This window comes from Mycobacterium sp. NPDC050441 (assembly GCF_040655355.1).
Taxonomy (GTDB): domain Bacteria; phylum Actinomycetota; class Actinomycetes; order Mycobacteriales; family Mycobacteriaceae; genus Mycobacterium.
Genome location: NZ_JBFAJS010000002.1, coordinates 489,687 through 516,022, shown reverse-complemented (window position 1 = coordinate 516,022; position 26,336 = coordinate 489,687). Strand labels below are relative to the sequence as shown.

The window sequence follows — 26,336 nt, the reverse complement described above, 5'->3', positions numbered from 1 at the left end:
AGAGTATTCAGTCCAGTACGAGTTAGAGAAAACGCCCGACCGCCGCAAGCCTCTACGATGCAAGTCATGCAGACGCGCCCACGCTTCGCAGTCCAGTCCGTACTCGCAATTCTCTTCGCAGCGACCGCGCTCGTCGCGGGCTGCTCGTCATCGTCCTCGGAGAAGTCGAACGCCCCGCTGCCCGATGCGGCCCAACTCCTGCAGGAGTCCGCGGCCAGCACCAAGGCCCAGCAGAGCGTTCACCTGCTGCTGACCGTGCAGGGCAAGATCGACGGCCTTCCCATCGAGAAGCTCGACGGCGACCTGACGAATGCTCCCGAGGTGGCCGCCGAGGGCACCACCGACCTCATCGCCTTCGGCCAGAAGATCGCGGACGCGAAGTTCGTCGTCGCCGACGGAAACCTCTACGCCGCGCTGACCCCTGGCGACCCGCTGTCCAACTACGGACCTGCCGAAAAGATCTACGACATCTCGGCGATCCTGAACCCCGACACCGGATTGGCCAACGTGCTGGCGAACTTCAGCGACGCCAAGGCCGACGGCCGTGAATCGATCAACGGCACCGAGGGTGTCCGGGTGACCGGCAGTGTCAGCGCCGACGCGGTCAACAAGATCGCCCCGCAGCTCAAGGCCACCGGCCCGGTCCCGGGAACCGCCTGGATCACCGAGGACGGCAACCACACCCTGCTGCAGGCCAAGCTCGAACCCACCCCCGGAAACAGCGTCACCATGACTCTGACTGACTGGGGCAAGCAGGTCACCGTCACCAAGCCCGCATCCTGATGCGGGCCGCGCAGTCGGTAAGCGCCGGCCGCAGCCGCCACATCGCGATCAGCGCGGGCAGCCTCGCCGTGCTGCTCGGTGCCCTCGACACCTACGTCGTGGTCACGATCATGACCGACATCATGTCCGACGTCGGTATCGCGATAAACAAGATCCAGCAGGTCACGCCGATCATCACCGGCTATCTACTGGGCTACATCGCGGCCATGCCGCTGCTGGGCCGGGCCTCGGACCGATTCGGGCGCAAGATGCTGATCCAGGTCGGACTGGCCGGTTTCGCTGTCGGTTCGGTGATCACCGCACTGTCCGGCGACCTGACCATGCTGGTCATCGGCCGCGTGGTGCAGGGCACCGCGAGCGGTGCGCTGTTGCCGGTGACGCTGGCGCTGGCCGCCGATCTGTGGGCCGCGCGTAGCCGCGCCGCCGTGCTGGGCGGCGTCGGTGCCGCACAGGAGTTCGGCAGCGTCCTGGGCCCGCTCTACGGCATCGGCGCGGTGGCGCTGTTCCACCACTGGCAGGCCGTGTTCTGGATCAACGTGCCGCTGGCCCTGATCGCCATGGCGATGATCCACTTCAGCCTGCCGGGCAAGGAGCCCAGTGACCACCGGGAGAAGGTCGATGTCGTCGGCGGCATCCTGTTGGCGATCGCGTTGGGCCTGGCCGTCGTCGGTCTGTACAACCCGGAGCCGGACGGCAAGCAGATACTGCCCAGCTGGGGCCCACCGCTGCTGATCGGCGCGTTGGTGGCGGCTGTCGCGTTCTTCGTGTGGGAGAAGGTGGCCCGCACCAGGCTGATCGAACCCGCGGGGGTGAAGTTCCGGCCGTTCCTGGCTGCGCTCGCCGCATCGTTGTGTACCGGCGCCGCCCTGATGGTCACACTGGTCAATGTCGAGCTGTTTGCGCAAGGTGTGCTCGGCAAGGACAAGTACGACGCGGCGTTCCTGCTGCTGTGGTTCCTGGGTGCCCTGCCGATCGGCGCGCTGATCGGCGGCTGGATCGCCACCCGCATCGGGGATCGCATCGTCACCTTCGTCGGCCTGATGGTCGCGGCGGGCGGCTTCTGGCTGATCACCCACTGGTCGATCGACGTGCTCGACAAGACCTACGACCTGGCCCTGTTCCGGCTGCCGGTGCTCGACACCGATCTGGCGATCGTGGGTCTGGGGCTCGGGCTCGTGATCGCTCCGCTGACCTCCGCCGCACTGCGGGTGGTGCCGGCCGCACAGCACGGCATCGCCTCGGCATTCGTGGTGGTGGCCCGGATGATCGGCATGCTGATCGGCATGGCGGCCCTGTCAGCCTGGGGCCTGTTCCGCTTCAATCAGCACCTGGCCAGCCTGGCGGCCGCGGCGAGCACCAGCGAAATGTCGCTGCAGGAGCGGTTGGCGTCACAGGCAGTCCGCTATCGCGAGGCGTACGTGTCGATGTACGGCGATATTTTCGGGATCACGGCGATCGTCTGCGTGGTGGGTGCGGTGCTCGGCCTGCTGATCGCCGCCCGCCACTTCCATGTCGACGAGTTGGACGGACCTCCCGAGAACCTCGGCGCCGGTGAGAGCGATGACACGTCGACCGGGCAGCTGTACCTGCCGACGCAGGTCCTGCCGGTCCAGTCCGCCGACCAGGAGGTCCAGCGCACCGACCAGCCGCCGCCGGGACGCCACCGATCCGGCTGATCGGTTCAGCAGCGTTCTACCCCAGGACGCAGCAAACGTGGTGCCCGGTCGGCCTCTTCCGGCCGGCTGGGCAGCACGAGGCGTAGCGGCGCACTCACCAGCGCCCGAAGTGTGCGGGGAGTCCATGGTGTGCTGGGGAGCCAATCCTGCAGTGCAGTCATGGTCGCGTCCTTTGCTCGTGTTCACCCGGCGCACATTCGGCAGCGAACGCGCTTTGGTACGAGTGTACCGATCATCACCGACACTGCCCGACATTTCGGGACCGTAACTTAGGTCACCCTAACTCAAACTGGCTAACTACTGCGAGTCCGCTATCAGTTGGGCACCAGACTCAGGCGAACATCCGGCCCCATGGCGGTGATGCCGTCGAACCGCCAGCGCTGCGCGTGCACCATGCTCGGCACCCCGATATCGTCGACCGCGGTGATCGGTCCGCCCAGCAAGATCGGCGCCACATAAGCCACGATCCGGTTGACCACACCGGCTCGCAGGAAGGCCCCGGCCAGAGTCGGCCCGCCCTCCAGAAACACGTCGGTCCGGTCGCCCAGCGACCGCATCACCTCATGCGGATCGTGCGTCCGGATCAGCATCGTGTGCGAATCATCGTTGAGCACCTTGGCGTCCAGCGACACCTCGCGCATACCCACCACCACCCGCAGCGGTTGATGATCGGTGAGGGTGCCGTCGGCTCGGCGTGCGGTCAGCGTCGGATCATCGACGAACACCGTCCCGGTACCCACTACGATCGCATCGGCCGCCGCCCGCTTGCGATGAACGTCCGCGCGGGCCGCCTCACTGGTGATCCACTGACTGGAACCGTCCGCGGCGGCGCTACGGCCGTCCACGCTGGTGGCGAATTTCCATGTGACATGCGGTAATCCGGTTCGTTGCTTGTGCAGCCACTCACGCAGCGGTCCCTTTTCGACCTCGTCGGCCAACAGTCCGGTGCTGACGGTGACACCGGTATCGGCGAGGCGTTGCGCCCCGCCTGCCGCGTCCGGATTGGGGTCGGAAACCGCATAGGTGACTTTCGAAACCCCTGCTGCCAGAAGCGCATCCACGCATGGCGGGGTACGTCCGTGGTGATTGCACGGCTCCAGCGTGACGACGGCGGTGCCGCCCTCGGCACGGTCGCCGGCCGCCTGCAACGCCACCACCTCGGCGTGCGGGCCGCCGACGGCCTGCGTCCCGCCGACCCCGGCGATCTGCCCGTCCCGGTCCAGGATCACCGCGCCGACAGGCGGGTTGGGGTACGTCGAGCCCTTGACCTGTTCGGCTTCCTCGATGGCCAGCCGCATCGCGGCCTCGGGCGTCATAGCGTCAGATGTCGCGAGGCGCTCGCCGCCTGCCGGCGCAGCGATTTCACCGCAGCGGCCGGATCGGCCGCGCTGTACACCGCGGAGCCGGCCACGAAGCAGTCCACGCCGGCCTCGGCCGCCTGCTCGATGGTGTCGGCGTTGATGCCCCCGTCGATCTCGACGACGATGGTCAATTCTCCGGCGTCAACAAGACGACGCACCGTGCTCACCTTCGACAGCACCTCCGGGATGAACTTCTGCCCACCGAACCCCGGCTCCACCGACATCACCAGCAGGGTGTCGAACTCCTTGAGGATCTCCAGGTATGGCTCCAACGGGGTGCCCGGTTTCACCGACAGACCGGCCTTGGCGCCGGCGGCGCGGATATCGCGGGCCACGCCGATCGGGTTGTCGGTGGCCTCGGCATGGAACGTGACGTTGTAGGCACCGGCCTCGGCGTACGGCGGCGCCCAGCGTTCGGGTTGATCGATCATCAGGTGGCAGTCCATCGGGATGTCGGTCACCTTGAGCAAGGACTCCACGACGGGCATACCCAGCGTGAGGTTGGGCACGAAGTGGTTGTCCATGACATCGACGTGGAGCCAGTCGGCCCCGGCCACCGCGGCGACCTCATCGGCCAGCCGCGCGAAATCCGCGGACAGGATGGACGGGGCGATCAGGGGTTCTGCCATGGCGATCACCCTAAGACATGCTCTTCGCGCAAGCGCTCATCGGACATGCTCTTCGCGCAAGCGCTCATCGGCGGACCTTCAGGACCGCGCTGAACATCGCATCGGTGCCCTGCCGATGCGGCCACAGCTGGACATGCGGTCCGTCGCCGAGGTCGTCGGCCGGGGCAAACAACTCCCGCACGTCCAGCTGAGTGACCGGATACCGGCGCACCGCGTCGGCCACCACCCCGACCGTTTCGGCCAGATGAGGTGAACAGGTCGCATAGAGGACCACGCCGCCGGGGCGGGTCAGCTTGATGGCCGCGGCTAGCAGCTCACGCTGTAGTTTCGCCAGCCCGGGGACATCCCCTGGCTGACGACGCCACCGCGCCTCCGGGCGTCGGCGCAGCGCGCCCAAGCCCGTGCAGGGAGCGTCGACCAGTACCCGGTCGAATCCGGGTTCCAGGCCGGATTCCCGCCCGTCCACGCGACGCACATCGACGTCCAGCCCGCGGACGTTCTCCTCGACCAGGTCGGCACGGCGCGGCGCCGGCTCGACCGCGGTGACCCGGGCGCCCGAAGCCGCGCCGATGGCGGCCAGCAGGGCGGTCTTGCCGCCCGGCCCGGCGCACAGATCGAGCCAGCGGCCGGTGTCCGGGCCGTCGAGTTCGGCCAGGGTCAGCGCACGTGCCACCAGCTGGCTGCCCTCGTCCTGGACCTGGGCGGCACCGTCGCGCACGGCCGCCAACTGTCCGGGATCACCACCCGGTAGGTAAACCGCATACGGCGAGTAGCGGCCCACCGTGCCGTCGGCCTGTGCGGCCAATTCGGCGGCGGTCAGCGCCGTGGGCCGCGCCGCCAGGTGCACCACGGGACGCTCGTCGTCACTGGCCAGCAGAGCGTCGAGTTCGCCGGCCCTGGCCCCCAGCGCGTCGGTGAAAGCCTGGGCAATCCACCGCGGGTGGGCGTGCACGAACGCCGCATGCCCGACCGGATCGGTGGCCGCCGACGGCGCCAGCTGCTCCATCCACTCAGCCTCGGTGCTGCGGGAGATCGTACGGAGTACGCCGTTGACGAAACCGGCTCGGGCCGTATCGAATTCGATGCCGGCCTGTTCGACGGTGGTAGATACCGCGGCGTGTGGCTCAACCCGGGTGCGCAGCAGCTGATAGGTGCCAAGACGCAACAGGTCGAGCAACACCGGATCGATCTGCTCGGGCGGGCGCCCGGCTGCCGCGGCGATGACCGCGTCGAGCAACCCTCGGGTCCGGCAGGCGCCGTAGGTCAGCTCGGTCGCGAAGGCGGCGTCGCGCCCCTCGATCCCCCGGTCCCGCAGCAGCGCGGGCAGGGCCAGGTTGGCATAGGAATCGCGCTCCGACACCGCGCGCAGCACGTCGAACGCCGCCCGGCGGGCCGGGTCCAGCGGTGTCCGCCTGGTCGGGCGCTTGGCTTGCGTTGCGCGGTTGGGCCGGTTCGGGCGGTTCGATGGCCTGGTCATGATGCGCGCACCGTTTCCTCCAACCGCGCGCCGCGGGCCCAGTCGGCGGCATTCATGAGTTTCTTGCCGGGCGGCTGGATCTGCCCGAGCCGTATCGGTTGCGAGCCCGTACCGACCAGCACCGCGTTGCGTTCGACCCGGATCTCACCGGGGCCCAACGAAACCTCCGACTGCTCCACGGTGACCGGACCGACCTTGACCCGCAGGTCCCCGATCGTCGTCCAGGCACCGGGATTCGGGGTGACCGCACGGATGCGCCGGTCGATGACGTGGGCCGGCAGATCCCAGCGCACCCGGGCCGACTCCACCGTGATCTTGGGTGCCAGGCTGACGCCGTCGGCCGGCTGCGGCACCGCGGTCAGCGCACCCTCGGCGATGCCGTCCAGAGTGGACTCCAGCAATGCAGCACCCGAATCAGCAAGCCTTCCAAGCAGATCGCCCGCGGTATCGGTATCGCGCACCCGCTCGGTCACCACTCCGTAGACCGGACCGGAATCGAGGGCCGGTTCGATCAGGAACGTCGTGGCCCCGGTCACCTCTTCGCCCGCCGCCAGGGAGGCCTGTACCGGTGCCGCCCCGCGCCAGGCGGGCAGCAACGAGAAGTGCAGATTGATCCAGCCGTGCTGCGGCACCGCGAGCAGGCGCTCGCTCAGCAGAGCACCGTAGGCGACCACCGCACAGCAGTCCGGTGCGAGCTCCGACAGCTCGGCGACGAACTCGTCGGAGTTGGGCTTCGCCGGCCGCAGAACCGGTATGTCGTGCTCGAGCGCCAGCTTCGCGACCGGCGATGGTGCCGGCTTGCCGCGACGCCCGGCGGCCGCGTCGGGCCGGGTCAGCACCGCGACCACATCGTGGCGGGGCGAGTCGATCAGCCGCTGCAACGACGGGAGGGCGGGTTCTGGAGTTCCGGCAAAGACAAGGCGCACCGAATCAGTTTAGGGATCCAGCCCGCCGCTTCCCTAATGTGGCGCCTGGTAGTACTCCCGTTCCGATACGCCGGCCAGCGGCGCCAGATACACCCACGGGATCGTTCCGACGAGACGGTTGAGGGTAGCGACCGCGTCGTTGTAGTACTGCCGGGCGAACGCCAGCTTGTTCTCGGTGTCCGCCAGGTTCTCCTGCAAGTTCAGGAAGTTCGCGGACGAATTGAGTTGCGGGTAGGACGATCCCAGTGCCAGCACGCCCGTCAGTGCACTGTCCAGATCACGCTCGGCACTGCTGCGCTGAACCACCGAAGCACCACCGGTCGCCGAGGCCAGGGCAGCCTGGGCGCCACTGACCCTGCCGAGAACCGCCGTCTCGTGCGAGGCGAACGTCGCCACGGCCTGCACCAGCGCCGGGATCAGAGCGGCCCGGCGAGTCAACTCGACGTCGATGCCGCCGAGCGCCTCGGCGACACGCACGTCCGCCGCCCGCAGCTTGTTGTAGCCCACGACGAAGCCCACCAGCACCGCCACTGCGAGCACCAGCACCACGACCAACAGCAGTCTCACCACGAGCCGCCTCCTCCCCCTCCGCCACCACCGCCGCCACCTCCACCGGACGACGAGGACCCGCCGCTCGACGAAGAGGACGACGACTGCGAGGCGGTGTACGCCCCGATCGATGACGACAGTGCCGATTCGAAACTGTCGAAGTCCGCGCCGCCGGATCCGCCGGTGAAACCGTGGCTGCTGTCCGACGACGATGACGACGAGTTATACCAATTTGGTTGGGGTGCAGCAGCCCCCAGACTGTCCTGATACTTCTTGGCCCACAGCGCAGCGGCGCCACCGGCCACCGCGAACGGGATATAGGCCAGATACAGGTCTTTGCGTGCGGCGAAGTCGAACCTGGTCTCGGCCGAATCAGTGGACAGCAGACGGTGGAAACCCTCTGCCCTCGACCACAATTCCCGGCCGGCGGCAGTGCGGCGGGTGCCCACACCGCCAGACCAGGAGCTCACCGAGAACACGAAGAACACCGCGAAGGGCAACCCGCACAACGTGATCGGGATTCCAAACCACAACCAGAAGCCTGCCAGCGCGGCGAAGAATGCCGCCACATTGGCGACAAGAACCCACAGTTCCTTCCGGCGCTTGACCATGAAGCCGCCATCGAAGGCCCATTTCCGCACCGCGACCACCATGTCAGCCTTGGCCTTGGCCAGCTTCTTTCCCGACGTCGCGGTGTTCTTGGCGGCGAACTCGGCGCCCGGCGACATCACCTTGAGTGCGGCCCCCACTTCGATGCCGACGGGATCGACATCGGCCCAATCTGCCGGTTTCGCGAGACCTTTGATTTCCCAGTGCTTGTCGCTGACCTGCCGCAGCTCCACGAGTCCGCGCTCGGCGAGGTGAAACAAGGTCGCGCTGAGCCCGTTCTTCGGAAAATGCTCGGTGCGGATGAACTCTGTCTGCACCGGCCCCAGCCCTTCCGGCGGGGCGTACTGCACCGGGAATCCCGGTGGCGGTTCGACGATGGTCCGCGACCAGAAGTAGGCGAGCAGTCCCATACCGACGCTCAGCAGGGCGAACCAGGCCAGTGCGGTCACCGACCGGCCGAGGATGCGGTCCCAGGTGTACGGCCACGGCAGGGTCGTCTGGGCCGGTGTGGCCACGTCGACACCGGCGCGCAGAGTCACCGGTGTGTGCGGCTCCAGGTCGGTCGCTACCAGCCGCACGGCGTTGCCCTCCGTGCGCAGGTCCGCGCAGGCATCACCGACGCCGACTCCGACACTGCAACCGGCCCCGGTCACCTCGCCCGGCAGAGTGACCGAGATGTCGGCCCGTTCGATCGTGTTGTTCCAGGCCGGTGCGACGACGTTCCAGTAGAACGCCGATCGCGCATCGGGGTTGCCGGTGTTCGCGGCGAACTGACGGCGGGCACCGACAGTGCCCGGGTCGAGGACACCGTCGATCGTGTAGCGGATCTCGAACACGTGACTGCCCCAGTTCAGGGTGGAGCCAGGGTCACCGACCTTTGCCACCCGGAACCGTTTACCGCTCTCCCACAGCAGTTGGTAGGGCGCCGGCGAGCCGTCCATCGTGATCGAGGTGATCTCGGGTACCTGCCGGAGCCTGGAGTTGTTCTGGTTGGCCACGTCCCAGTAGCGGAAGATGCCGTGCCGTCCGCTGGGAAAATTGCCGGTGACGGTCTCGACCGCCGTCATCCGCCCATCGGCGTCGACGGTGAAATCGGCCCGGTAGTCGGTGATCACCACCGGATCGGCCGGACCGCCGGCCCCCGACCCCGAGCCACCCGTGAACACCAGCGGCCACAGCAGGCCAAAAGCGATGAGCCCCAACGTAAACAACCACGACCACACCCGGCGCACGGCAGCCTCCTGGTTCGGCACTCACCGGTACCGGGTGAAGTGTTGGCATCACCCTATGTGTAACGGGTCGATTTGGATACGACATGGTTGCTGATCCTTGCGCGCACTGAGCACCGCGGTGGCCCGGCGTAGTGCCGCCGCCAACTCCAAACCCCCGTCGCGCGGCACCCGGACCAACATCCGGCCCACCTCGGCGTCGGCGTCCAGGCCGGGCGGGCGACGCGCGCCGGCCGGCAGTTCCACCGGCCCGAGAACTTCCGCGGAGTCGGGCAACTGGGCGGTGTCGAGCAGGGCCGCGACCGCCGTCGTGGTCCCGTCGATGGCGGCCATGTGCACCGCCGGCGGCAATCCCACCTCACCACGGCCGTCGAGTTCGGCGTCGGCATGCGCGACCGGATCCCATCGGATCAGCGCCTGCACGGTGGCGATCGCCGACTCGGCGACCACGGCCACCACACCGCCTTCGGTGCGCGGCCGCACCAGGGCCGCCGCGGCCATCCACCGGCGCATCGTGTCCTCGGCGGCGCGCAGATCCTGCCGGCCCAGCAGCGCCCACGCGTCGAGCAGCAGGGCCGCGCCGTAACCGCCTTCGGCGATCGGCTCCGCGCCGGGCGTGCAGACCACCAGGGCCGGCCCATCCCCCACCGCGCCGATCACCGCGTCCCCGCCCGAGGTGATCACCGAGGTACCGGCAAAGGCCCGCCCCAACTCTTCCGCGGTCCGTCGGGCCCCCACCACGACCGCCCGTACCGCATCCGAACCGCAACGCCCACAACGCAATGCGGGTTCGGCCCGACCGCACCACCGACATTCCGCGGCCGCACTACCCCGGTCCGGCAGGGCCAGCGGGCCCGTGCAGTGCCGGCAGCGGGTCACCGCGCGACACCGCGCACAGGCCAGCGCGGGAACGTACCCGCGCCGCGGCACCTGGATCAGCACCGGGTGCTGCGCCTGCAACGCCGAGCGGGCCGCCTGCAGCGCCATGGACGGCAGCCGCGCCGTGTGGGCGGCCGGGTCGCGTTCCTGGGCGTATCCGCTGTCTTCCAAGGCGACTACTCGCGGTGCGGCGGCCCGGACCACCGGCCGGGACGCCACCACGTCGTGGGCCCAGCGGGTCCGCACCAGCGCCTGCGCCTCGGCGGTCCGCGCGTAGCCGCCGATGATCGCGGCGCAGCGCAGCTGGTGGGCGCGCAGCATGGCGACCTCGCGGGCGTGTGGATAGGGCGCGCGCGGCTCGGAGAGGTTGTCGTCGCCGTCGTCCCACACCAGGACCAGTCCGAGGTTGGTCACCGGGGCGAACACCGCGCTGCGGGTGCCGATCACCACCTGGGCCTGGCCCCGCAGCGCCGCCAGCCAGCGGCGGTACCGGGCCGACGGGCCCAGCCCGGCCGACAACGCGACCACCCGTGACTCCGCCACCCGATCTGTGGCCGCGGCGTACAGCGCGTCGACGTCGCGCTGATCGGGCACCACGGCCACCACGCCCAGTCCCGCATTCACCGCCACCGCGGCGGCCTCGGCCAACCGGTGCGCCCAGTTCTCCCCGGGCAGCGCCTGCCAGACCGCCCGTGCCGCCCGACCCTCACCGACGGCGGTCAGGAATTGTTCACCGCGGCCGTAGCGGGCCCAGGCGCTGGTGTCGACGGGGTCGACCGAGACCGGTTCCAGCTCTTCCGGGGTCTGCTTCTCGACCCTGGCGTGGCGCGGCGGTACCGCCAGGCGCAGTACGTCCGCACGTGTCCCGGCGTAGCGGGCGGCGACAGCGTCGACTAGCCGCCGGACCTCTGGGGTGAGCACCGCCTCAGGCGACACGACGCGATCGAGCCAGCCGAGCTTGCCGGTGTGGTCGGTGTCGGAGCGTCGCTCCAAGAGGTAGGCGTCGACCAGCCTGCCGTTGAACCGCACCCGGACCCGCACACCGGGCTGGGCGTCGTCGGACTGTTCCTCCGACACCAGATAGTCGAACTCCCGGTCCAGGTGCGGAACGGTGAGCAGAGGAAGCACCCGCGCAATGGGTTCATGCCCGGCGGCGCGGCGGGTGATCGTCACTGCACAGCTTTAGCAGACTTGTCCGACGCCCGGCCGAAGAACAGACCCGCCGTGATCAGCACCAGTGACGCCGCGTAGCCGAACCAGATCGGGACGGCCAGCAGTTGGTCACCACGCACGAACTGGCTGATGCCGATCATCGCGTCCGACACGGCGAAACACACCGCCCCGAGCGCGGTCCACGGGGTGGGCAGCCGGGCCAGCAGGGCGGTGCACACCATCGCCCCCAGAACGGCGATGTAGGCGACGACCGGAACGACCATCCCCTGTTCGACGAGCCGGGGCCAGAACCAGGTCAGCAGCGCCACGCAGGCGAGGACGGTGAGTGCGACGGCGATCAGCCGCGGCGTCGAACGTCGCACCAGCGGCACCAGCGCGCCGAGAAAGCACAGATGCGCGACCAGGAAGGCGGCCAATCCGAGCACGAACGACGGCTCCCACCACGGGATCGCGAGCAGGAAGTCGCCGAGTGCGGAGAACACCAGCGCACCGACGAGCCAGCGCCGTTCCCGCACGATCGGATGAGCGCACGCCGCCGCCGCGAGCAGGACCGCTGCAAGTGCCTTCACCGCAGGTTGGAGGGTGAATTGACCGGTCAGGTCCGCCCCCGCGGGCAGCCGCATAGCCGTGACGATCAGGAACACCCCGTAACCCGCCGCGACGACCGCGGCCACCACCCACAACCACACCGTGACGCGGTGTGCGTACGGTTGCGGAATGTCCGTTGCTGACGAGAAACCAGCTGTCGATGCCATCCTGCAGAAGGTACTGGAGGCGGTGCCGTTCCAACTGTCGACCGACATCGGTGTCGAGGAAGCCCGCCGCCAGTTCAGCGAGATACCGCGGCTGCCGGTCCATCCCGAGGTGAAGACCGAGGACCGAGAGGTGCCCGGCCAGGCGGGCCCGGTCCCGGTGCGGGTGTACCGGCCACCGGCCGCTGACGGCACGACACTGCCCGTGGTGGTGTTCATCCACGGCGGCGGCTGGGCGCTGGGTGACCTGGACAGTTACGACGGCACTGCCCGCCAGCTCGCCGTGGCCGCCGACGCGGTCGTGGTGTCGGTGGACTACCGGCTGGCCCCCGAGCATCCCTACCCCGCCGCGGTCGACGATGTGTGGGCGGCAACGCAGTGGGTGGCCGCCAACGCCGCAGAACTGGGTGTCGACGCCGACCGGATGGCCGTGGCCGGCGATTCGGCGGGTGGCAATCTCAGCGCCGTCGTGGCACAGCTGACCCGTGACGCCGGCGCTCCGGCGCTGCGCTTCCAGCTGCTCTGGTACCCGGCCACCACCTGGGATACCAGCCTGCCGTCGTTCACCGAGAACGCAAAGGCGCCGATCCTGGGGCTCGATGCCGTCACAGGGTTCTCGCGCTGGTACGCCGGGCATGTGGACCTCTCCGATCCGCCGGCCACGCTGGTGCCGGCGCGCGCGGCGGACCTGTCCGTACTCCCGCCGGCCTACATCGCGGTGGCCGGGCACGACCCGTTGCGCGACGACGGCATCCGTTACGCCGAAATGTTGTCTGCCGCCGGTGTTCCCGTGCAGCTGGACAATGCCGAGACCTTGGTGCACGGCTACCTCGGCTACGTCGGCGTGGTCCCGGCAGCCACCGAATCGTTCGACCGGGCGATGGCCGCGCTGCGGGCGGCGCTGCACGACTGACGCCGCTAGTTCTCGGCTCGGTTCCTGCTGGGCCACAACGACATTCGACGGATGATGCCATCACGTAGTGCCAGGGTGTGGAACAGCACCGCACAGATGTGCGCGGTGAAGGTCGCGAACAGCAGGTAGGCGGCCACGGTGTGAGCGGTGCGCAACGCCGCGTAGAGGGTGATGTTGTGCGGGGCGATCGCCGGAAGGTGCAGCGCCCCGGCCAACACGACCGGTGACTGTGCCGCCGACAGCATGGCCCACCCGATCAGTGGCTGCACCAAAAGCAGTGCGTACAGCAGGTATTCGGAGTAGCTGGCAATGCGACGTTCCAGCGGACTCATCGTCGTCAGGAACGGCGGCAGTCGGCGGGTGAGCCGGTTGACCAGCCGCACGATCGCGAATACCAGAATGGCGATGCCCAGCGGCCGGTGGATCGCGAGCAGCAGCGGATAGTAACTGAGCGCCGCGATCATGGTGACGCCGATGAAGAACTGCGCGATCACCATGACCGCCATCGACCAGTGCAGCATCCTGGCCGCCAGGTTGAACTTCGTGATCGGCGGTTTCGTTTCGGTGGTCATTGCGCATCCCCGGGGACGACGACTGCGCTGGGCGACTTGGGTTCTCGGGCCCGCCGATTGAATGAGCGCGCATAGACCGCCGACCGTGCGGTGGGCAGCGGATCGTCGGAGGCGGCCAGCCCGTCGGGCAGCACGAGTGGGTCGAAGTTGATGTCGCGGGCGTTGCCGGGGGCCTCGGTCTGCACGGCGTGGATGGTGATGGTGCCCGCGTCGATGGTGGCGCGGTTCTGCGGCCACGGGAGCGTCGCGTCGCGGGTGGGATCGGTGGGATCGGCCAAGGTGAGGATCAGCTTCCAGCTGACCGGGCCGTGGGCAATCGTGTCGATGAGGGCGTCGAACAGAACGTTCTTGTCGTTGCCGTGCGCCTGCTCGGCGGGCTGCTCCGATGCCACTGGCATGGCAGCCCAACGGATCGCCGTCGTCGCGCCTTGAGCGTTGGTGGCCCGAAAGGCGTTGAGACCGCGATACGTATCGTCGGCGAACCCTGCGCTCGGCGGAGCCTGCTTGATGATCTTCATTGCCGCCGCAGTTTCCGGATGGCCGGCCAGGAACGCCGCCATCGCCTGCGGGTCGGGCTTTCCGGTCTCTGGTACGGGCCGCGAGGCCAACATCCGGTCGAAGAAACCCTGCGGCGTGCTGTCCGGGAACACCGGGAGATTGACCATCGCGGTGCGCCACTGTTCACCGTCGGGCAGCCGGAACATCAGACCGAGCCCTCGGACGGTGTCGGGTTTGTCAGGTTGATCGGGTAGTCCGCCCGACAGCGAGAACCGGCCGACGACGGGCACGGTGCCGGGTTTGAAGACCGCCGCACGGCTCACCTCGGCGCCTGCGCCATTGCTCGTGAAGGTGCCCGTCGCGGCCAGGCCTTTGGCGTGGTTACGCCGGAATCCCTCGTGCCGGCCGGAGATCTGCTCGAAGCGATCGGCGAACCTTGCCGGCGTCAACGCGTCCGGCCGCAGCCAGCCCGCCGCCTCGGCCAGGCCACCCACGCCGACGGCGACAACTCCGCCGACCGCGGCCAACCCCAGCAGCGTCCTCCTGCGGTTGAGCTCCGGAACGTCATCGGATTCCATCGTGGTCGCACCCCTCTTCGCCGCCGGACTCCGTCCAGTGTGAAACGGAATGCGGCCGCAGACCGTTCATTCGGCCGAGCGCGATGCCGTGTCTGTGAGTATCCAGCCCGGTCTGCCCCTTCAACACCGGTCAGCCGATGCGTCTGGCGGACACCAGCTTCGCGGTCAACACGCCGAAGCCGGCCAGCAGGATCGCTGCGCCCACGCCCGTAGGGATGGCGATGTTCAGCGGGTTGTTCGCGGCCATGAGAGCTAGCCACGCCGCGATCACGAGCACCGTGGCCGGCAGGCCCCATCGGCGCTGGACGAGCCGCTGGACGCCAGGCGGCAGCCGTTTGGTCTGTTCCTCGTAGAGCCAGGCGACCCCCGCTGCTGCGGCCGCCATCAGCACTGTTCCGACAATGGCCATCACGACCGGGTGCTTCGTGGTGCTGAACAGCATCAGCATGAGCAAGAGCCACACCGCGAAGGTGGCGGCCGTGATCGCCGTGGTTCTGCGCACGATGTCACGGGCCAGGTCGGCCGCGTCGACCATGTGGGCGTCGATTGCTGCCGACGCAAGTGTCGAGTCGACGGCCCGGATGAACCGGAAACGGTATCGGGCCACATCGGCAGCGACGCTGTGCGTAAAGGCGTCGCCGGGGTTGAGGCGCAGCGCTTCCATGAGGTGGGCGTCAGCACGCCGCAGCGGGCCGCGCCGCCGAAAATACATGTAGAGCCACGCGATGGCCCAGAAAAGCAGGACGGCACCCCGGGTCACCACCACGGCCACCACCGCCCACACCGGACGAACGCTGAAGAACTTCGCGCGGTCGATCTCGACGGTCGCTTCCGAGAGCGGGCCCAACGGGGAAGCCGGGGCGATGGTGCGGATCGACTCCGCGGTCGCTTGCGCGGCCTTGCGTTGTTTGGCCCCGAGCTGGGTGCGCGTCAGCGTGTAGCGGTAGTAGGCGTGGGTGTTCACGAGTCTCACTGCCGCACTGGCAGACTCGACTGCCTCCTTCGGCTTTCCGGCGCCGTTCAGGATGGCTCGCGCCCGGATGTCGTGGACCCAGGCCTGGTTCGGGTCGATGGCCAGGGAGCGTTCAGACCACTTCCGGGCCTCCCCCACGTGACCGTCCGCGGACAGCGCGGAGGCAAGCAGTCCCAGCAACTCGGCGTTGTTCGGGTCGCTCTGCAAGCCGGCGCGTGCCGCCTGGGCTGCTTCCTCATTGCGGTCGAGATCGAGAAGTACCCGTACCTTCTCGGCCGCACGCTCGGCAATTGACGTCATCGCCGCTTCTTCCTCCTCACGAGGTAGCGTTCGAGTTCGGCGTAGTCGTCCCGATTTTCGGCAAACGCGACATAGTTCTGCGCCAGGCTGAACCAGGATGCCGTGCTGGCCTGGGTGTCCTTGAGCGCCGCGTCGAGGTGACGTTGGTTGACCGGCTGGGTGGAGCCGCGTCGGACCGAGTCGTGCAGTGCGAACTCGACGGCGCCACGGCACAGGCCGGCCAGGTCCGCACCCGAGTACCCGTCCGTGCGCTCGGCCACCGCGGCCAGGTTCAGCCGATCGGTCGGGCTGGTCCGCAGGTGGTGTGCCAGGATCGCCTCCCTTGCGGGACGATCGGGAGGCAGGACCAGCACTTTGCGATCGAAGCGGCCGGGCCGCAACAGCGCGGGGTCGACGTCCCATACCTGGTTGGTCGCCCCGAGCACCAATATCCCCTCGTTGTCGCTCGTTGCGCCGTCGAGTTCGAGCAGCAACTGGTTGACGATGCTGCGGACGAAGCTCGATGTCTGCGCGCGCTTGTGGCCGAGCGCGTCGAGTTCGTCGATGAACAACACGGTCGGACGCATCTGCCGGGCTTCGTCGAAGACACTCTTGATGTTGCGCTCGCTGTTGCCCAGCCACTTGTCGAGGATGTCGGCGATGCCGACATGGATGAAGAACAGCCCGAGTTCGCCTGCCAGCGACTTGGCCAGAAAAGTCTTGCCGCAACCGGGCGGTCCCCACAGCAGCAGGCTGGACCGCAGCGCATGCCCGAACGACTTGCGCAGCTCCTCATTGCGCATCGGTTCGAGGAAGCTCATCCGCAGCCGTTGTTTGACGTCCTCCATCCCGGCCACATCGTCGAGCGTGAATTCCGGCCGGACGATCTCCATCAGGTCGCTCACCGGGATGGCATCGTCATCGTCGTCGGTCGTGGCCCATGCTTCGGCCTGCTGAGGCTGAGCCGACGGCGGCGATGGCGGCGGCGGCACGGGTGGAACCTGCTCGGTGGCGGTCGGTTGCGGTGCGGGAGTGGACATGCCGAACCCTGCCAGCGCGGCGTTCTTGCGCGCCAGGGCGTCGGCGTCCCCGGGCGACTGCTGCAGCAACAGTTCACAGTGACCGAGTGCGGCGACGTGCTGCCCGTCGTCGAGGAGCAGGTCCGCCAGGTGTAGGCGCAATGCTCGATTGGCCGGGTCGGCGTGGACCGCGCCGTCGATCGCAGCCAGAAGCTGAGGGTCTACAGCCATTCCACGCCATCCTCCCACCCGCAGACGGTCCGCCAACGAGACCGCGCAGCGATAGCGTAATCACCTACTTCTGCGAGGACTTCTACTCCACGTACATTGCATGCATTTGCTCGACGCGACGGTGCTACCGTCCGCAGTGATCTCAGCCGTCCAGGGATCGGGCAGCCGAACTCAGCCGGTTCCGTGCACCACCGAATAATCGAGCAGAGGAACCCATGACCCGCAGCGAAGAGGCCTCGTTCGACACGGAGCACCCGCCCGAACCTCTCGGCGCGACCGATCCGCGCGACCTCACGCTGCCGCTGTACGGAGCCACATTCGGCCAGGCCGTATCTCGCTTCCTCCGCTGCTACGCTCGCTTCTCCGGCCGCGCTTCACGCAGCGAATACTGGTGGGGCGTGCTGGCGTACACATTGGCCCTCCTTCTCTGCGGAGTTTTCGTCGCTGCAGCGGGAGATAACGGCACACTCGGGGCCTTGGCGCTGGTAGTCGCGGGGGTAGTCGTGCTGGGGTCCGCGATTCCAGGCTGGGCACTGTTGGTCCGCAGACTCCACGACGCCAACCTGTCCGGATGGATGTCCCTGCTCACGTTGTTGCCACTCGGATTCGTGCTCCAAATCGTCTTCGGCGTGCTGTCTCCAAAGGCTCTCGGAGAACGTTTCGATCGCCGCAAGGTGACGCCGGACCCTGTGGATGTGGATTCGGCCCCCGGATGGGATGCCATCGATACCGCCTTCGCACGGCTGTACCCAGGGCTAGGCGATGTCGCACCGCATTTCGGACGCACCGATGCGCGCCTGCCCGGCCAGGGAATTTGGGGAATCACCGCCTACCCGAATACCGCGGTCCCACAACCGCACTGGCATCTGGTCACCTACGGGTTCTCCAACGTGTTCGCTGCCGACCCATCCCCCGACGAGGACGACACCTGGGCAGACTTCGAGTGGACCTTCCGAGTAGCCGCCGACATCGACCTCACCCAACCGCTGGCACCACAAGTGCCCACCTGGTCTCTACTTCTGCTGCAACGGCTCGGAGACCTGGTTTTCAGCGGGACAGATGCGCTGGACATCGGTCACCGCATCAAAGTCGGCGGCCCGATCACGCTCGGCGAGCCCCAAACCGAGCTGACCGCAATCATGTTCATCGAAGACCCGCAACTCACGCAGATCGACACCGGCGCCTGCCGCCTGCGCTTTGTACAGCTGGTCGGGGTTACCGATGACACCGTCACTGCCGCACAAGCACTGGACAACGGCGTGGACGGCACACTGCAAATACTCGAGAAGATGGCCGAGACCAATCCCCTGCTCATCACTCACATCAAACAATCCGCAGCAACGTAAGCGTGGTCGACGAGTAGCGTCTCGGTACCCGATTGCGCGCGGATCTGATCCTGTTCCTCAGGAGAGCTGGCCACCAGTAACCCTGACGGCCGTCAGATAAACGGTGAATCCGACCCTGGCATTGGTTGGTTGTCAGTTGATTGGGTGGAGCACGCCGATCACGATCTGCGCGGCGAATATCGCGGTCAGCCCGCACGCAGCCATGAGAACAACGAAGGCTGTCCACGCCCAAATTGGTCGTAGGGGTTGGGATTTCAGCGCCCACACAACAGTCCAGAACGCGACGTGGATGCCTATGACGGTGACCGCGAAGATGCCGGCCCACAACAGCGCAGAGTTGGTAGGGTCTTCGATGACGATGGACCGGTACATCAGGACTGCGCCTGCGATCGCCAGCTCGACGGCGATCAGCCCGGTCACCCATAAGGCAACACGGCTCAATCGTGGAGACCGCCGCATCGACGCGGGCGTGGTCATTGTTCGACCGTCAATGCTATTGGGGACCAGAATCCGCCCATACCGGGAGTTGACAGAACCCCGATTGTCATTGGTACCGGTGCGGATTGAGGGCATTGCTCGTGCACCAGCATGTCGTACCGGTAGACATGGCGAAAGGTTCTCGTGCCGATTCCTACGTCGTTGCGCACACCATCGTCACGTACCGAGTCCAGCATGTAGCGGCACTCGGCGCGTGGCATTGCGGCGAGAATATTGCGGCGGACCCGGACATCCTCGGGACCGTCGCCACGTTCGGCAGGCACCGACACCTGTGCCGGATCGTGCGAGTTGAGCTCAACGAGGAGTTCCTGCGCTTGTTTGAGCTGCCGTTGCGGTGGATTGGCTCGCAAGCCAACGTCACGTCGGTATTGAAGTTCGTCGACGACGTATTTGTTGACCCCGACGCCAATGAGGCAAAGGATCACGGCGCTGAGCACGATCATGACGACTGCGTGCCGGCGACGGCGCTTCGAGTCATCACGACCGTGTGCGGTCTCGGCCGGCAGTGACACTGATGGGCCAGCGCACCCTTCTCCCTCACCGAGATTCACTGTTTTCCCTGGTCGTGTCGCGCATGAGCCGGTGACAGCACACCTGCGAGAGATCCATGCCGTGCGACGCTACACGTCGAGCAATTGCACAGGTCTACGATCACAAGAACCGCACGCAGACAACCTATTTCAACGCCGACAAACCCGTTGCGACAGGCAATACCCCCTCCGGTCGGCACCCGTACGGGCAGAACAGAGGACGTGGATGATCACTGGATCCAGAATCGTTCGTAACATGTGCGCCCGATCACATGTGCGTCCCAGTGTGAAACGCACTGGGCGGCACACCGTGCCAGCGCTTGAACGCGTGGCAGAAGGTCGAGGTCTCGCTGTAGCCGAGGCGTCGCGAAACCTCCTCGACGGTAAGTCCGACGCTGCACAACAGGTCGACTGCCAACGCTGACCGGGCCTCGTTGACCAATGCCCGGAAGGTGGTTCCCTCGTCGGCCAAGCGGCGCCGCAGGGTTCGCGGGTGGACACCCAGTTCGGCGGCAACCTCCGGCAAGGTCGGAAACCGGCCGGGGTCACGAAACAGCTTGCTGCGCACCACCGCAGTGATACCGCGTCGCTGCTCGTAGCGCTGCATCAGTACGTCGCACTGTGCGATGCACAGATCGAGGGTGTACGGATCAGCTTGCGGTAGTTGCTCGTCGAGCATGGCACGGGGGAAGTGCAACCGGGAATGCGCACGGCCGAACGCCACATCCGGTAGCGGCATCAGGGTCAGTAACGGCTGCAGTACATGCTCGTCGATCGACACCTCGGCGGATATCCGGTCGGCGTATTGCGCCACCACGGGAGCGGCGAAACTCGCTGTCGTGGCGATAATTCCGGCGACATCACGTTCGATGAAGAAGCGTTGGACATCGCTGGGCAGGTGGCCGACGTTGAGTTCCAGAACGCACGCGTCGACCTCCTCGAACAACTGCAGATCGATATGCAGTGTGGTCAGCGCGAAGTAGCGCATCCCGATGCTGAACAGTTCGCGCAGCGTGGCACACGACATGACCGCGAACCCGAACAGACCCATGTGTGTCAGGGCCGAGCGACTCCCGACATCGATGCCCAGGCCCGGTTCGTCGGGCAGTCGGGCCTGCAGGTGGCGAACCGCCAGGATCTCGTCATGGGCACTGATCACACCGTCGGGATCATCGAGGTCCGCCGGTGTGACGCCGGTTCCGGCCAGGACCTGCGCCGCCGGGACACCCCGCTCGACCGCCACCTCGCACAACACCCGGGTCGCATGGATCGGATGGCACACATCGGCCGACCATGTTGATCCCGAGATCGATCCTGACCTGGCCATTGCCCCCAGCCTGCTGTCCCAAAATCCCAACTCTGTGTCCGATAGTCCCATTCCCCGCGCCCCTTGTCATTCATACGGTGGTTCTATGGCGGCACCGGCGGCACGACTGAGCACGTGGACCATGACCCGCGAAGCCATCACGGTCGGCTTCAGCACCGAAAGCGGCTTCCTGACCCGGACACAGGGCCACGACATCACGAGATACCGCTGCGCGGGAAGACGTTTCGTGTCGATTGCACATCCCGACTACGTCGACCACGTGCTACATCAGGCGCGCCTGCGCTACATCAAGTCCAACGAGTACGAACCCATCCGTGCCGCGGCCGGGATCAACCTGCTGACCGACGAGGGCGACTCCTGGGCCGGCCACCGGGGCGGCGCTGAACCCGACGTTCGCGCGTCGTCGTCTCAACGACATCGTCGACCTCATGATCGATCCGGTCCAGCGGGCCACGGACGAGCTCGCTGAACAGGGCGACGGCGTGCAGTTTGACATGCACGCCGCCATGGTGGAAACCACTCTGCGGGTCGTCTCCAACGCCCTGTTCAGTCAGGATTTCGGACCGATCGTGCACAGCATGCGCGACCTCACCACGCGTGGGCTCAGGCGCACCGAGAAGCTGGCCCGGCTGGGCCTTTTGGGCCTGCTCCCCCGCCCGGTCTATGAAGCGATGGCGGCGAGCACGTACTCCGGGATCCCGCTGCCCCCACCACTGCGCGAAGGCCAGCGGATCGCCTTGGCCCTGGATGCCGCAGTGAACACCGTGCTCGACGAACGACTCGCTCATCCGACAGAATCCGCCGACCTGCTCAACGTGTTGTTCGGCGCCGACAACGGAACCTGGCCCCGGCAGCGGGTCCGGGACGAGGCATTGACATTCATGCTCGCCGGGCACGAGACGACTGCCAACGCGATGTCGTGGTTCTGGTACCTGATGGCGCGCCATCCCGAGGCCCGGGATCGGATGCTGGCCGAAGTGGACGACGTGGTGGGTGCGGGCCGTCCGACTGCCGGCGACCTGACCCGGCTGCCGTGGACGACCGCGTGTCTGCAGGAGTCGCAACGGTACTACTCCGCGGTGTGGATCATCGCGCGTGAGGCGGTCGAGCCCGATGACATCGGCGGCCACCGCATCCGCCCGGGCACGACGGTGATCATCCCGACCCACCAGATCCACCATGACGAGAGATGGTGGCCCGACCCGGAAACCTTTGACCCCAACCGATTCCTCGGTGACGCCGCCAAGAGGCGGCCGCGCTCGGCCTACCTGCCGTTCGGCGGTGGACGCCGCATCTGCATCGGGCAGAGTTTCGCGCTGATGGAGATGGTGCTGGTCGCCGCGATCATGAGTCAGCGGTTCGTATTCGATCTCGATCCTGGCCACTCGGTGGAGTTGGAGGCTACGTTGACGTTGCGACCAAAACACGGCGTCCACATGGTCGGACGCAGCCGAGAGGTGGCCTGATGCCCGACTTTCACACCCTCATCGTCGGCGCCGGATTCTCCGGCATCGGCGCGGCCATCGCCTTGGACAAGGCCGGCCTGCACGATTACCTGATCTTGGAGGCCGGCGACGGAGCCGGTGGTACCTGGTTCTGGAACACCTACCCCGGTGTGGCCGTGGATATCCCGTCGTTCTCCTATCAGTTCTCGTTCGAGCAGTCGCGGGAATGGTCGCGGACCTACGCCCCCGGAAACGAGCTGCGGAACTACGCCGACACCTGCGTCGACAAGTACGGTTTGCGGCCCCGGATCCGGTTCAACGCCACCGTCACACGCGCGGTCTTCGATGACGACGAGAACCTGTGGCGGCTCGAACTGGACTCCGGCGACGCACTCACGGCACGATTTCTGGTCAACGCCAGCGGGGTGCTGACCATCCCCAAGCTGCCGGAGATCGACGGCGTCGACTCCTTCGCGGGGACGACCGTGCACACCGCCCGCTGGGACCACACCCAGGATCTGACGGGCAAGCGGGTGGCGATCATCGGCACCGGCGCGTCGGCGGTCCAGGTGATCCCGCAGATCGCCCCGAAGGTGAAGCAGCTCACCGTGTTTCAGCGCACACCGATCTGGTGCTTCCCGAAGTTCGACGTGCCGATCCCGCCGGTCGCCCGCTGGGCGCTACGGCTGCCCGCCGGGAGGACGCTGCACCGCCTGATCAGCCAGGCGTACGTCGAGTTCACCTTCCCGCTGGCCGCGCAGTACTTCACGATCAACCCGTTCGCCAAGCGTGCCGGCGCGGCCGGTCGGGCCTACCTACGCCAGCAGGTGCGCGATCCCGAAGTGCGCGACAAGCTCACACCGCGGTACGCGGTGGGATGTAAGCGACCTGGCTTCCACAACACCTATCTGGCCACATTCAACCGGGACAACGTACGGCTGGTCACCGAACCGATCGACAAGATCACCGGTTCGGGGGTCGCCACCACCGACGGTGAGAGCCACGACGTCGACGTACTCATCCTGGCGACCGGTTTCAAGGTGATGGACGTCGACGCGCTGACGTTCGACATCGTGGGGTCGGGCGGGCAGTCACTGAGCGAGTTCTGGATGCAGCACCGGATGCAGGCCTACGAAGGCGTGAGCGTTCCCGGCTTCGCGAACTTCTTCTCGGTGATGGGCCCCTACGGCTACGTCGGATCGTCGTACTTCGCGTTGATCGAGGCCCAAACCCGCCATATGGTGCGGTGTATCGCGCAAGCGGACAAGAAGGAGGCCCGCCGCGTCGAGGTCCGCCAGGAGGCGAACGACCGGTACTTCGCCGAAATGATGCGCAAGCGTCACCGCCAGATCTTCTGGCAGGACAGCTGCAGCCAGGCCAACAGCTACTACTTCGACCGCAACGGCGACGTGCCGCTGCGGCCCGCCACCACAGTCGAGGCGTACTGGCGCAGCCGCCGCTTCCCCCTGGATGACTACCGTTTCACCGGATAGCCGGGACCGGTGTCAGCCGTTTCTCACGACTCGGCGCACGCCTTGATGGCGGTGAGAGTCTGTTCCATTCCGGCTTCCAGCAGTTCGGTGAAGGCCTGCTGACCGCCGAGGTGCGACTCGGTCAGTTCGAGGGAAAGTTGCGAAATTCCGTCGGGGGTCTCGCGCCGTTGCGTGAGCACCGTGGCAGCGGCCCCGTCAGCGCTGATCGAGAACGACCAGATCGCGTAGTTCTCAGCGATGCGGAAGGCGATCTCTTGCTCTGGCACATACCGCACCACCTCGCCGTGCGTGATCCACTCAAGCTCGCCGAGGTGGTTCAGGTTGGTGAACGTGGATCCGAGCCGGATGTCACCGTCGGGATCGCGCACCTTCACCGATACCACCTGCGGACTCCACTGCGGCATGCGTCGGACGTCGCGGATGATGTCCCAGACCGCGGAAGGCGTTGTCTCGATGGTGATCCGCCGTTCCAGCAGAGCTTTGAAGGTGGTGGTCATCGCTCCTCCAATCTATGCGACCGATCGGTCGCATATGGGTTGATGCTGACCGTACGCGACTCGGCCGCCCTACGTCCAGAGTGTGGCTACTGTGAACTGATGACCGTTTTGCCTGCAGCCGACGGGCGGCGAGCGCGCGGTGATGCCACCCGGCGGCTGGTCGCGCGCACCGCAGCAGACATCGCCACCACACACGGCCTTGACGGAATCACCGTGGGCGGTTTGTCCGCATCGACCGGGGTGAGCAAAAGCGGAATCCTCACGGTCTTCGGCAACCGGGAGGCGATTCAGCTGGCCACAGTGGCTGAGGCGCGCCAGGTCTACATCGACGTCGTCATCCGTCCGGCACTGAGCTGTCAGCCCGGAGCCGCGCGGCTCGAGGCCCTTCTCGATTCGTGGTTGGCGTACCTGCGCGCCGAGGTGTTTCCCGGCGGCTGCTTCGTGTCGGCGACATCGGTCGAGTTCGGGCATCGCACCGGGCCCGTGGCCGACGCGGTGCGAAACCTGAAGCGGGAGTGGCTGAATCTGCTGGAAAACGAGTTCTCCGTGGCGGGTTCACCCGATCCTGCCGAAGACGCCTTCCAGGTCGATGCCTACTTGTGCGCGGGCAACACACGTCGCGAGCTGTTCGGCGCCGAAGCCGCACTGGAGTGGGCACGCGCACTCGCGGGCCGTGTCGTAGAGAACTACCGACAGGAGTAAGCGGACTTGTCGTGGAGCGTCGGTGGCCCGCGTACCACCTGATCGATCCCGCTCGTGCCCGCCCAGATCAACGCTATGGTCGCTCCCCTCGAAGAAGAACGACCATGGCGTAGATCTCGCGGCGATGCTGCCCAGAAACAGCAACAGCCCCCGATCAGCGATCGGGGGCTGTTGGCAGGAAAAGCTAGACCGAGGCCTTGAGGTCCTCAACCTTGTTGAGCTGCTCCCAGGGCAGATCGATATCGGTACGCCCGAAGTGGCCGTAGGCCGCCGTCTGGGCGTAGATCGGACGCAGCAGGTCCAGGTCGCGGATGATCGCGCCGGGGCGCAGATCGAACACGCTGCTGATGGCCTTCTCGATGCGGGCCGGGTCGACGGTCTCGGTGCCGAAGGTCTCGACGAACAGGCCGACCGGGGCAGCCTTGCCGATCGCGTAGGCGACCTGCACCTCGACCCGCTCGGCCAGACCGGCGGCAACGACGTTCTTGGCCACCCAGCGCATCGCGTACGCGGCGGAACGGTCCACCTTTGACGGATCCTTGCCGGAGAAGGCGCCGCCGCCGTGGCGGGCCCAGCCGCCGTAGGTGTCGACGATGATCTTGCGGCCGGTCAGGCCGGCGTCACCCATCGGGCCACCGAGCACGAACTTGCCGGTCGGGTTGACCAGCAGCCGGAAATCGGAGGTGTCCAGGGTCTCGTGGTTGAGATCGGCCAGCACGGTGTTGACCACCTTCTCCCGGATGTCCGGGGTCAGGGTGGCCTCGAGGTCGATGCCGTCGGCGTGCTGCGTGGACAGCACCACGGTGTCCAACCGCACCGGCGTCCGGCCGTCGTAGGCGATGGTGACCTGCGTCTTGCCGTCCGGGCGCAGGTAGTCGAGCACGCCGTTCTTGCGGACCTCGGTCAGCCGCCGCGACAGCCGGTGGGCCAGCGCGATGGGCAGCGGCATCAGCTCGGGGGTGTCACCGATGGCGTAACCGAACATCAGGCCCTGATCGCCGGCGCCCTGGGCGTCCAGCGGATCAGCGGCGCCCTCGACCCGCGCCTCGTGGGCGGTGTCCACGCCCTGGGCGATGTCGGGCGACTGGGCGCCGATGGCGATGTTCACACCGCACGAGGCGCCGTCGAAGCCCTTGGTCGACGAGTCGTAGCCGATCTCCAGGATGCGGTCACGCACGATCTTCGGGATGTCGGCGTAGGCGGAGGTGGTGACCTCGCCGGCGACGTGCACCTGGCCGGTGGTGACCATGGTTTCCACGGCGACCCGCGACTTGGGATCCTGCTCCAGCAGCGCGTCGAGCACCGAGTCGCTGATCGCATCACAGATCTTGTCGGGGTGTCCTTCGGTTACCGACTCACTGGTAAACAGGCGACCTTGGCTCACGGTCTGCT

23 protein-coding genes and 1 pseudogene are annotated in these 26,336 nt (G+C 67.1%); 8 read left to right on the top strand and 16 right to left on the bottom strand.

Features of this window, described 5'->3' with window-relative positions:
• Window positions 1–66: 66 nt before the first annotated feature.
• Both AB0I14_RS07565 and AB0I14_RS07560 read left to right on the top strand, forming a co-directional pair.
• Window positions 67–783: an LppX_LprAFG lipoprotein gene (locus AB0I14_RS07565; protein ID WP_358018197.1), complete on the top strand. Its 717-nt coding sequence runs from the start codon at window positions 67–69 to the stop codon at window positions 781–783.
• Entirely contained in the window at window positions 783–2,459 is a 1,677-nt protein-coding gene (locus AB0I14_RS07560; protein WP_358018194.1) for an MFS transporter, read from the top strand. The genes AB0I14_RS07565 and AB0I14_RS07560 overlap by 1 nt, the downstream gene beginning before the upstream one ends.
• 314 nt (window positions 2,460–2,773) lie before the next feature.
• On the opposite strand, the gene ribD is transcribed toward AB0I14_RS07560, so the two are convergent.
• From ribD to AB0I14_RS07520, 8 genes are all read right to left on the bottom strand, one after another.
• Window positions 2,774–3,775, bottom strand: coding sequence for a bifunctional diaminohydroxyphosphoribosylaminopyrimidine deaminase/5-amino-6-(5-phosphoribosylamino)uracil reductase RibD (gene ribD, locus AB0I14_RS07555; protein ID WP_358018192.1), 1,002 nt, complete (start codon window positions 3,773–3,775; stop codon window positions 2,774–2,776).
• On the bottom strand, window positions 3,772–4,449 hold the full coding sequence (gene rpe / locus AB0I14_RS07550) for a ribulose-phosphate 3-epimerase (protein ID WP_358018189.1): 678 nt from the start codon (window positions 4,447–4,449) through the stop codon (window positions 3,772–3,774). Before rpe ends, ribD begins: the two co-directional genes overlap by 4 nt.
• Window positions 4,450–4,513: 64 nt before the next feature.
• Window positions 4,514–5,926 carry a transcription antitermination factor NusB gene (locus AB0I14_RS07545; protein ID WP_358018186.1) on the bottom strand — a complete coding sequence of 471 codons (1,413 nt, stop codon included), beginning with the start codon at window positions 5,924–5,926 and terminating at the stop codon, window positions 4,514–4,516.
• Window positions 5,923–6,852, bottom strand: a complete 930-nt coding sequence (gene fmt, locus AB0I14_RS07540; RefSeq protein ID WP_358018183.1) for a methionyl-tRNA formyltransferase — start codon at window positions 6,850–6,852, stop codon at window positions 5,923–5,925. Before fmt ends, AB0I14_RS07545 begins: the two co-directional genes overlap by 4 nt.
• Before the next feature lie 33 nt (window positions 6,853–6,885).
• The gene (locus AB0I14_RS07535) at window positions 6,886–7,422 is read right to left on the bottom strand and encodes a LemA family protein (RefSeq protein WP_358018180.1); all 537 of its coding nucleotides are present in this window, start codon (window positions 7,420–7,422) and stop codon (window positions 6,886–6,888) included.
• The gene (locus AB0I14_RS07530) at window positions 7,416–9,242 is read right to left on the bottom strand and encodes a DUF2207 domain-containing protein (RefSeq protein WP_358019025.1); all 1,827 of its coding nucleotides are present in this window, start codon (window positions 9,240–9,242) and stop codon (window positions 7,416–7,418) included. Before AB0I14_RS07530 ends, AB0I14_RS07535 begins: the two co-directional genes overlap by 7 nt.
• A gap of 48 nt (window positions 9,243–9,290) precedes the next feature.
• Window positions 9,291–11,291 carry a primosomal protein N' gene (locus tag AB0I14_RS07525; RefSeq protein ID WP_358018177.1) on the bottom strand — a complete coding sequence of 667 codons (2,001 nt, stop codon included), beginning with the start codon at window positions 11,289–11,291 and terminating at the stop codon, window positions 9,291–9,293.
• Window positions 11,288–12,046, bottom strand: coding sequence for a lysoplasmalogenase (locus AB0I14_RS07520; protein WP_358018174.1), 759 nt, complete (start codon window positions 12,044–12,046; stop codon window positions 11,288–11,290). Before AB0I14_RS07520 ends, AB0I14_RS07525 begins: the two co-directional genes overlap by 4 nt.
• On the opposite strand from AB0I14_RS07520, the gene AB0I14_RS07515 reads away from it, so the two are divergent.
• On the top strand, window positions 12,009–12,956 hold the full coding sequence (locus tag AB0I14_RS07515) for an alpha/beta hydrolase (protein ID WP_358018171.1): 948 nt from the start codon (window positions 12,009–12,011) through the stop codon (window positions 12,954–12,956). The two genes, AB0I14_RS07520 and AB0I14_RS07515, sit on opposite strands and share 38 nt — an antisense overlap.
• 5 nt (window positions 12,957–12,961) lie before the next feature.
• Here the strand turns inward: AB0I14_RS07515 and AB0I14_RS07510 are convergent, their stop codons facing one another.
• From AB0I14_RS07510 to AB0I14_RS07495, 4 genes are all read right to left on the bottom strand, one after another.
• Complete coding sequence (locus AB0I14_RS07510) at window positions 12,962–13,528, bottom strand: cytochrome b/b6 domain-containing protein (protein ID WP_358018169.1); 567 nt, start codon at window positions 13,526–13,528, stop codon at window positions 12,962–12,964.
• Complete coding sequence (locus AB0I14_RS07505) at window positions 13,525–14,604, bottom strand: catalase family peroxidase (RefSeq protein WP_358018166.1); 1,080 nt, start codon at window positions 14,602–14,604, stop codon at window positions 13,525–13,527. Before AB0I14_RS07505 ends, AB0I14_RS07510 begins: the two co-directional genes overlap by 4 nt.
• A 130-nt stretch (window positions 14,605–14,734) precedes the next feature.
• Entirely contained in the window at window positions 14,735–15,877 is a 1,143-nt protein-coding gene (locus AB0I14_RS07500; protein ID WP_358018163.1) for a tetratricopeptide repeat protein, read from the bottom strand.
• Window positions 15,874–17,106, bottom strand: a complete 1,233-nt coding sequence (locus tag AB0I14_RS07495; protein WP_358018160.1) for an ATP-binding protein — start codon at window positions 17,104–17,106, stop codon at window positions 15,874–15,876. The genes AB0I14_RS07500 and AB0I14_RS07495 overlap by 4 nt, the downstream gene beginning before the upstream one ends.
• Before the next feature lie 215 nt (window positions 17,107–17,321).
• Between AB0I14_RS07495 and AB0I14_RS07490 the strand changes: the two genes are divergently transcribed.
• The gene (locus tag AB0I14_RS07490) at window positions 17,322–18,452 is read left to right on the top strand and encodes a suppressor of fused domain protein (protein ID WP_358018157.1); all 1,131 of its coding nucleotides are present in this window, start codon (window positions 17,322–17,324) and stop codon (window positions 18,450–18,452) included.
• Between the two features lie 132 nt (window positions 18,453–18,584).
• Here the strand turns inward: AB0I14_RS07490 and AB0I14_RS07485 are convergent, their stop codons facing one another.
• Window positions 18,585–18,929: a hypothetical protein gene (locus AB0I14_RS07485; RefSeq protein WP_358018154.1), complete on the bottom strand. Its 345-nt coding sequence runs from the start codon at window positions 18,927–18,929 to the stop codon at window positions 18,585–18,587.
• A 101-nt stretch (window positions 18,930–19,030) separates the two neighbouring features.
• On the opposite strand from AB0I14_RS07485, the gene AB0I14_RS07480 reads away from it, so the two are divergent.
• A complete protein-coding gene (locus AB0I14_RS07480) occupies window positions 19,031–19,459 on the top strand; it encodes a hypothetical protein (protein WP_358018151.1) in 429 nt (142 codons plus the stop codon).
• 289 nt (window positions 19,460–19,748) lie between these two features.
• Here the strand turns inward: AB0I14_RS07480 and AB0I14_RS07475 are convergent, their stop codons facing one another.
• Window positions 19,749–20,807, bottom strand: coding sequence for an AraC family transcriptional regulator ligand-binding domain-containing protein (locus AB0I14_RS07475; protein ID WP_358018148.1), 1,059 nt, complete (start codon window positions 20,805–20,807; stop codon window positions 19,749–19,751).
• An 85-nt stretch (window positions 20,808–20,892) separates the two neighbouring features.
• On the opposite strand from AB0I14_RS07475, the pseudogene AB0I14_RS07470 reads away from it, so the two are divergent.
• Together AB0I14_RS07470 and AB0I14_RS07465 are read left to right on the top strand one after the other, a co-directional pair.
• A pseudogene (locus AB0I14_RS07470) lies at window positions 20,893–22,273 on the top strand (cytochrome P450).
• The gene (locus tag AB0I14_RS07465) at window positions 22,270–23,745 is read left to right on the top strand and encodes an NAD(P)/FAD-dependent oxidoreductase (protein WP_358019022.1); all 1,476 of its coding nucleotides are present in this window, start codon (window positions 22,270–22,272) and stop codon (window positions 23,743–23,745) included. Before AB0I14_RS07470 ends, AB0I14_RS07465 begins: the two are co-directional and overlap by 4 nt.
• A 23-nt stretch (window positions 23,746–23,768) precedes the next feature.
• Here AB0I14_RS07465 and AB0I14_RS07460 read toward each other — a convergent pair whose 3' ends face one another.
• Window positions 23,769–24,242 (bottom strand): SRPBCC family protein, encoded by a 474-nt coding sequence (locus AB0I14_RS07460; RefSeq protein WP_358018145.1) that lies wholly within the window; start codon window positions 24,240–24,242, stop codon window positions 23,769–23,771.
• A 99-nt stretch (window positions 24,243–24,341) separates the two neighbouring features.
• Between AB0I14_RS07460 and AB0I14_RS07455 the strand changes: the two genes are divergently transcribed.
• Complete coding sequence (locus AB0I14_RS07455; protein ID WP_358018142.1) at window positions 24,342–24,944, top strand: TetR/AcrR family transcriptional regulator; 603 nt, start codon at window positions 24,342–24,344, stop codon at window positions 24,942–24,944.
• Window positions 24,945–25,128: 184 nt separating this feature from the next.
• Here the strand turns inward: AB0I14_RS07455 and metK are convergent, their stop codons facing one another.
• A complete protein-coding gene (metK, locus tag AB0I14_RS07450) occupies window positions 25,129–26,328 on the bottom strand; it encodes a methionine adenosyltransferase (RefSeq protein WP_358018139.1) in 1,200 nt (399 codons plus the stop codon).
• Window positions 26,329–26,336: the final 8 nt, after the last annotated feature.

Coding starts and splice junctions, on each gene's coding strand:
- AB0I14_RS07500 (WP_358018163.1), bottom strand. CDS start 15,877: ATGACGTCAATTGCCGAGCGTGCGGCCGAGAAGGTACGGGTACTTCTC.
- AB0I14_RS07475 (WP_358018148.1), bottom strand. CDS start 20,807: ATGGCCAGGTCAGGATCGATCTCGGGATCAACATGGTCGGCCGATGTG.
- AB0I14_RS07495 (WP_358018160.1), bottom strand. CDS start 17,106: ATGGCTGTAGACCCTCAGCTTCTGGCTGCGATCGACGGCGCGGTCCAC.
- AB0I14_RS07560 (WP_358018194.1), top strand. CDS start 783: ATGCGGGCCGCGCAGTCGGTAAGCGCCGGCCGCAGCCGCCACATCGCG.
- AB0I14_RS07510 (WP_358018169.1), bottom strand. CDS start 13,528: ATGACCACCGAAACGAAACCGCCGATCACGAAGTTCAACCTGGCGGCC.
- AB0I14_RS07565 (WP_358018197.1), top strand. CDS start 67: ATGCAGACGCGCCCACGCTTCGCAGTCCAGTCCGTACTCGCAATTCTC.
- AB0I14_RS07515 (WP_358018171.1), top strand. CDS start 12,009: ATGTCCGTTGCTGACGAGAAACCAGCTGTCGATGCCATCCTGCAGAAG.
- AB0I14_RS07460 (WP_358018145.1), bottom strand. CDS start 24,242: ATGACCACCACCTTCAAAGCTCTGCTGGAACGGCGGATCACCATCGAG.
- AB0I14_RS07490 (WP_358018157.1), top strand. CDS start 17,322: ATGACCCGCAGCGAAGAGGCCTCGTTCGACACGGAGCACCCGCCCGAA.
- ribD (WP_358018192.1), bottom strand. CDS start 3,775: ATGACGCCCGAGGCCGCGATGCGGCTGGCCATCGAGGAAGCCGAACAG.
- AB0I14_RS07520 (WP_358018174.1), bottom strand. CDS start 12,046: ATGGCATCGACAGCTGGTTTCTCGTCAGCAACGGACATTCCGCAACCG.
- AB0I14_RS07505 (WP_358018166.1), bottom strand. CDS start 14,604: ATGGAATCCGATGACGTTCCGGAGCTCAACCGCAGGAGGACGCTGCTG.
- AB0I14_RS07455 (WP_358018142.1), top strand. CDS start 24,342: ATGACCGTTTTGCCTGCAGCCGACGGGCGGCGAGCGCGCGGTGATGCC.
- AB0I14_RS07545 (WP_358018186.1), bottom strand. CDS start 5,926: ATGACCAGGCCATCGAACCGCCCGAACCGGCCCAACCGCGCAACGCAA.
- rpe (WP_358018189.1), bottom strand. CDS start 4,449: ATGGCAGAACCCCTGATCGCCCCGTCCATCCTGTCCGCGGATTTCGCG.
- AB0I14_RS07485 (WP_358018154.1), bottom strand. CDS start 18,929: ATGACCACGCCCGCGTCGATGCGGCGGTCTCCACGATTGAGCCGTGTT.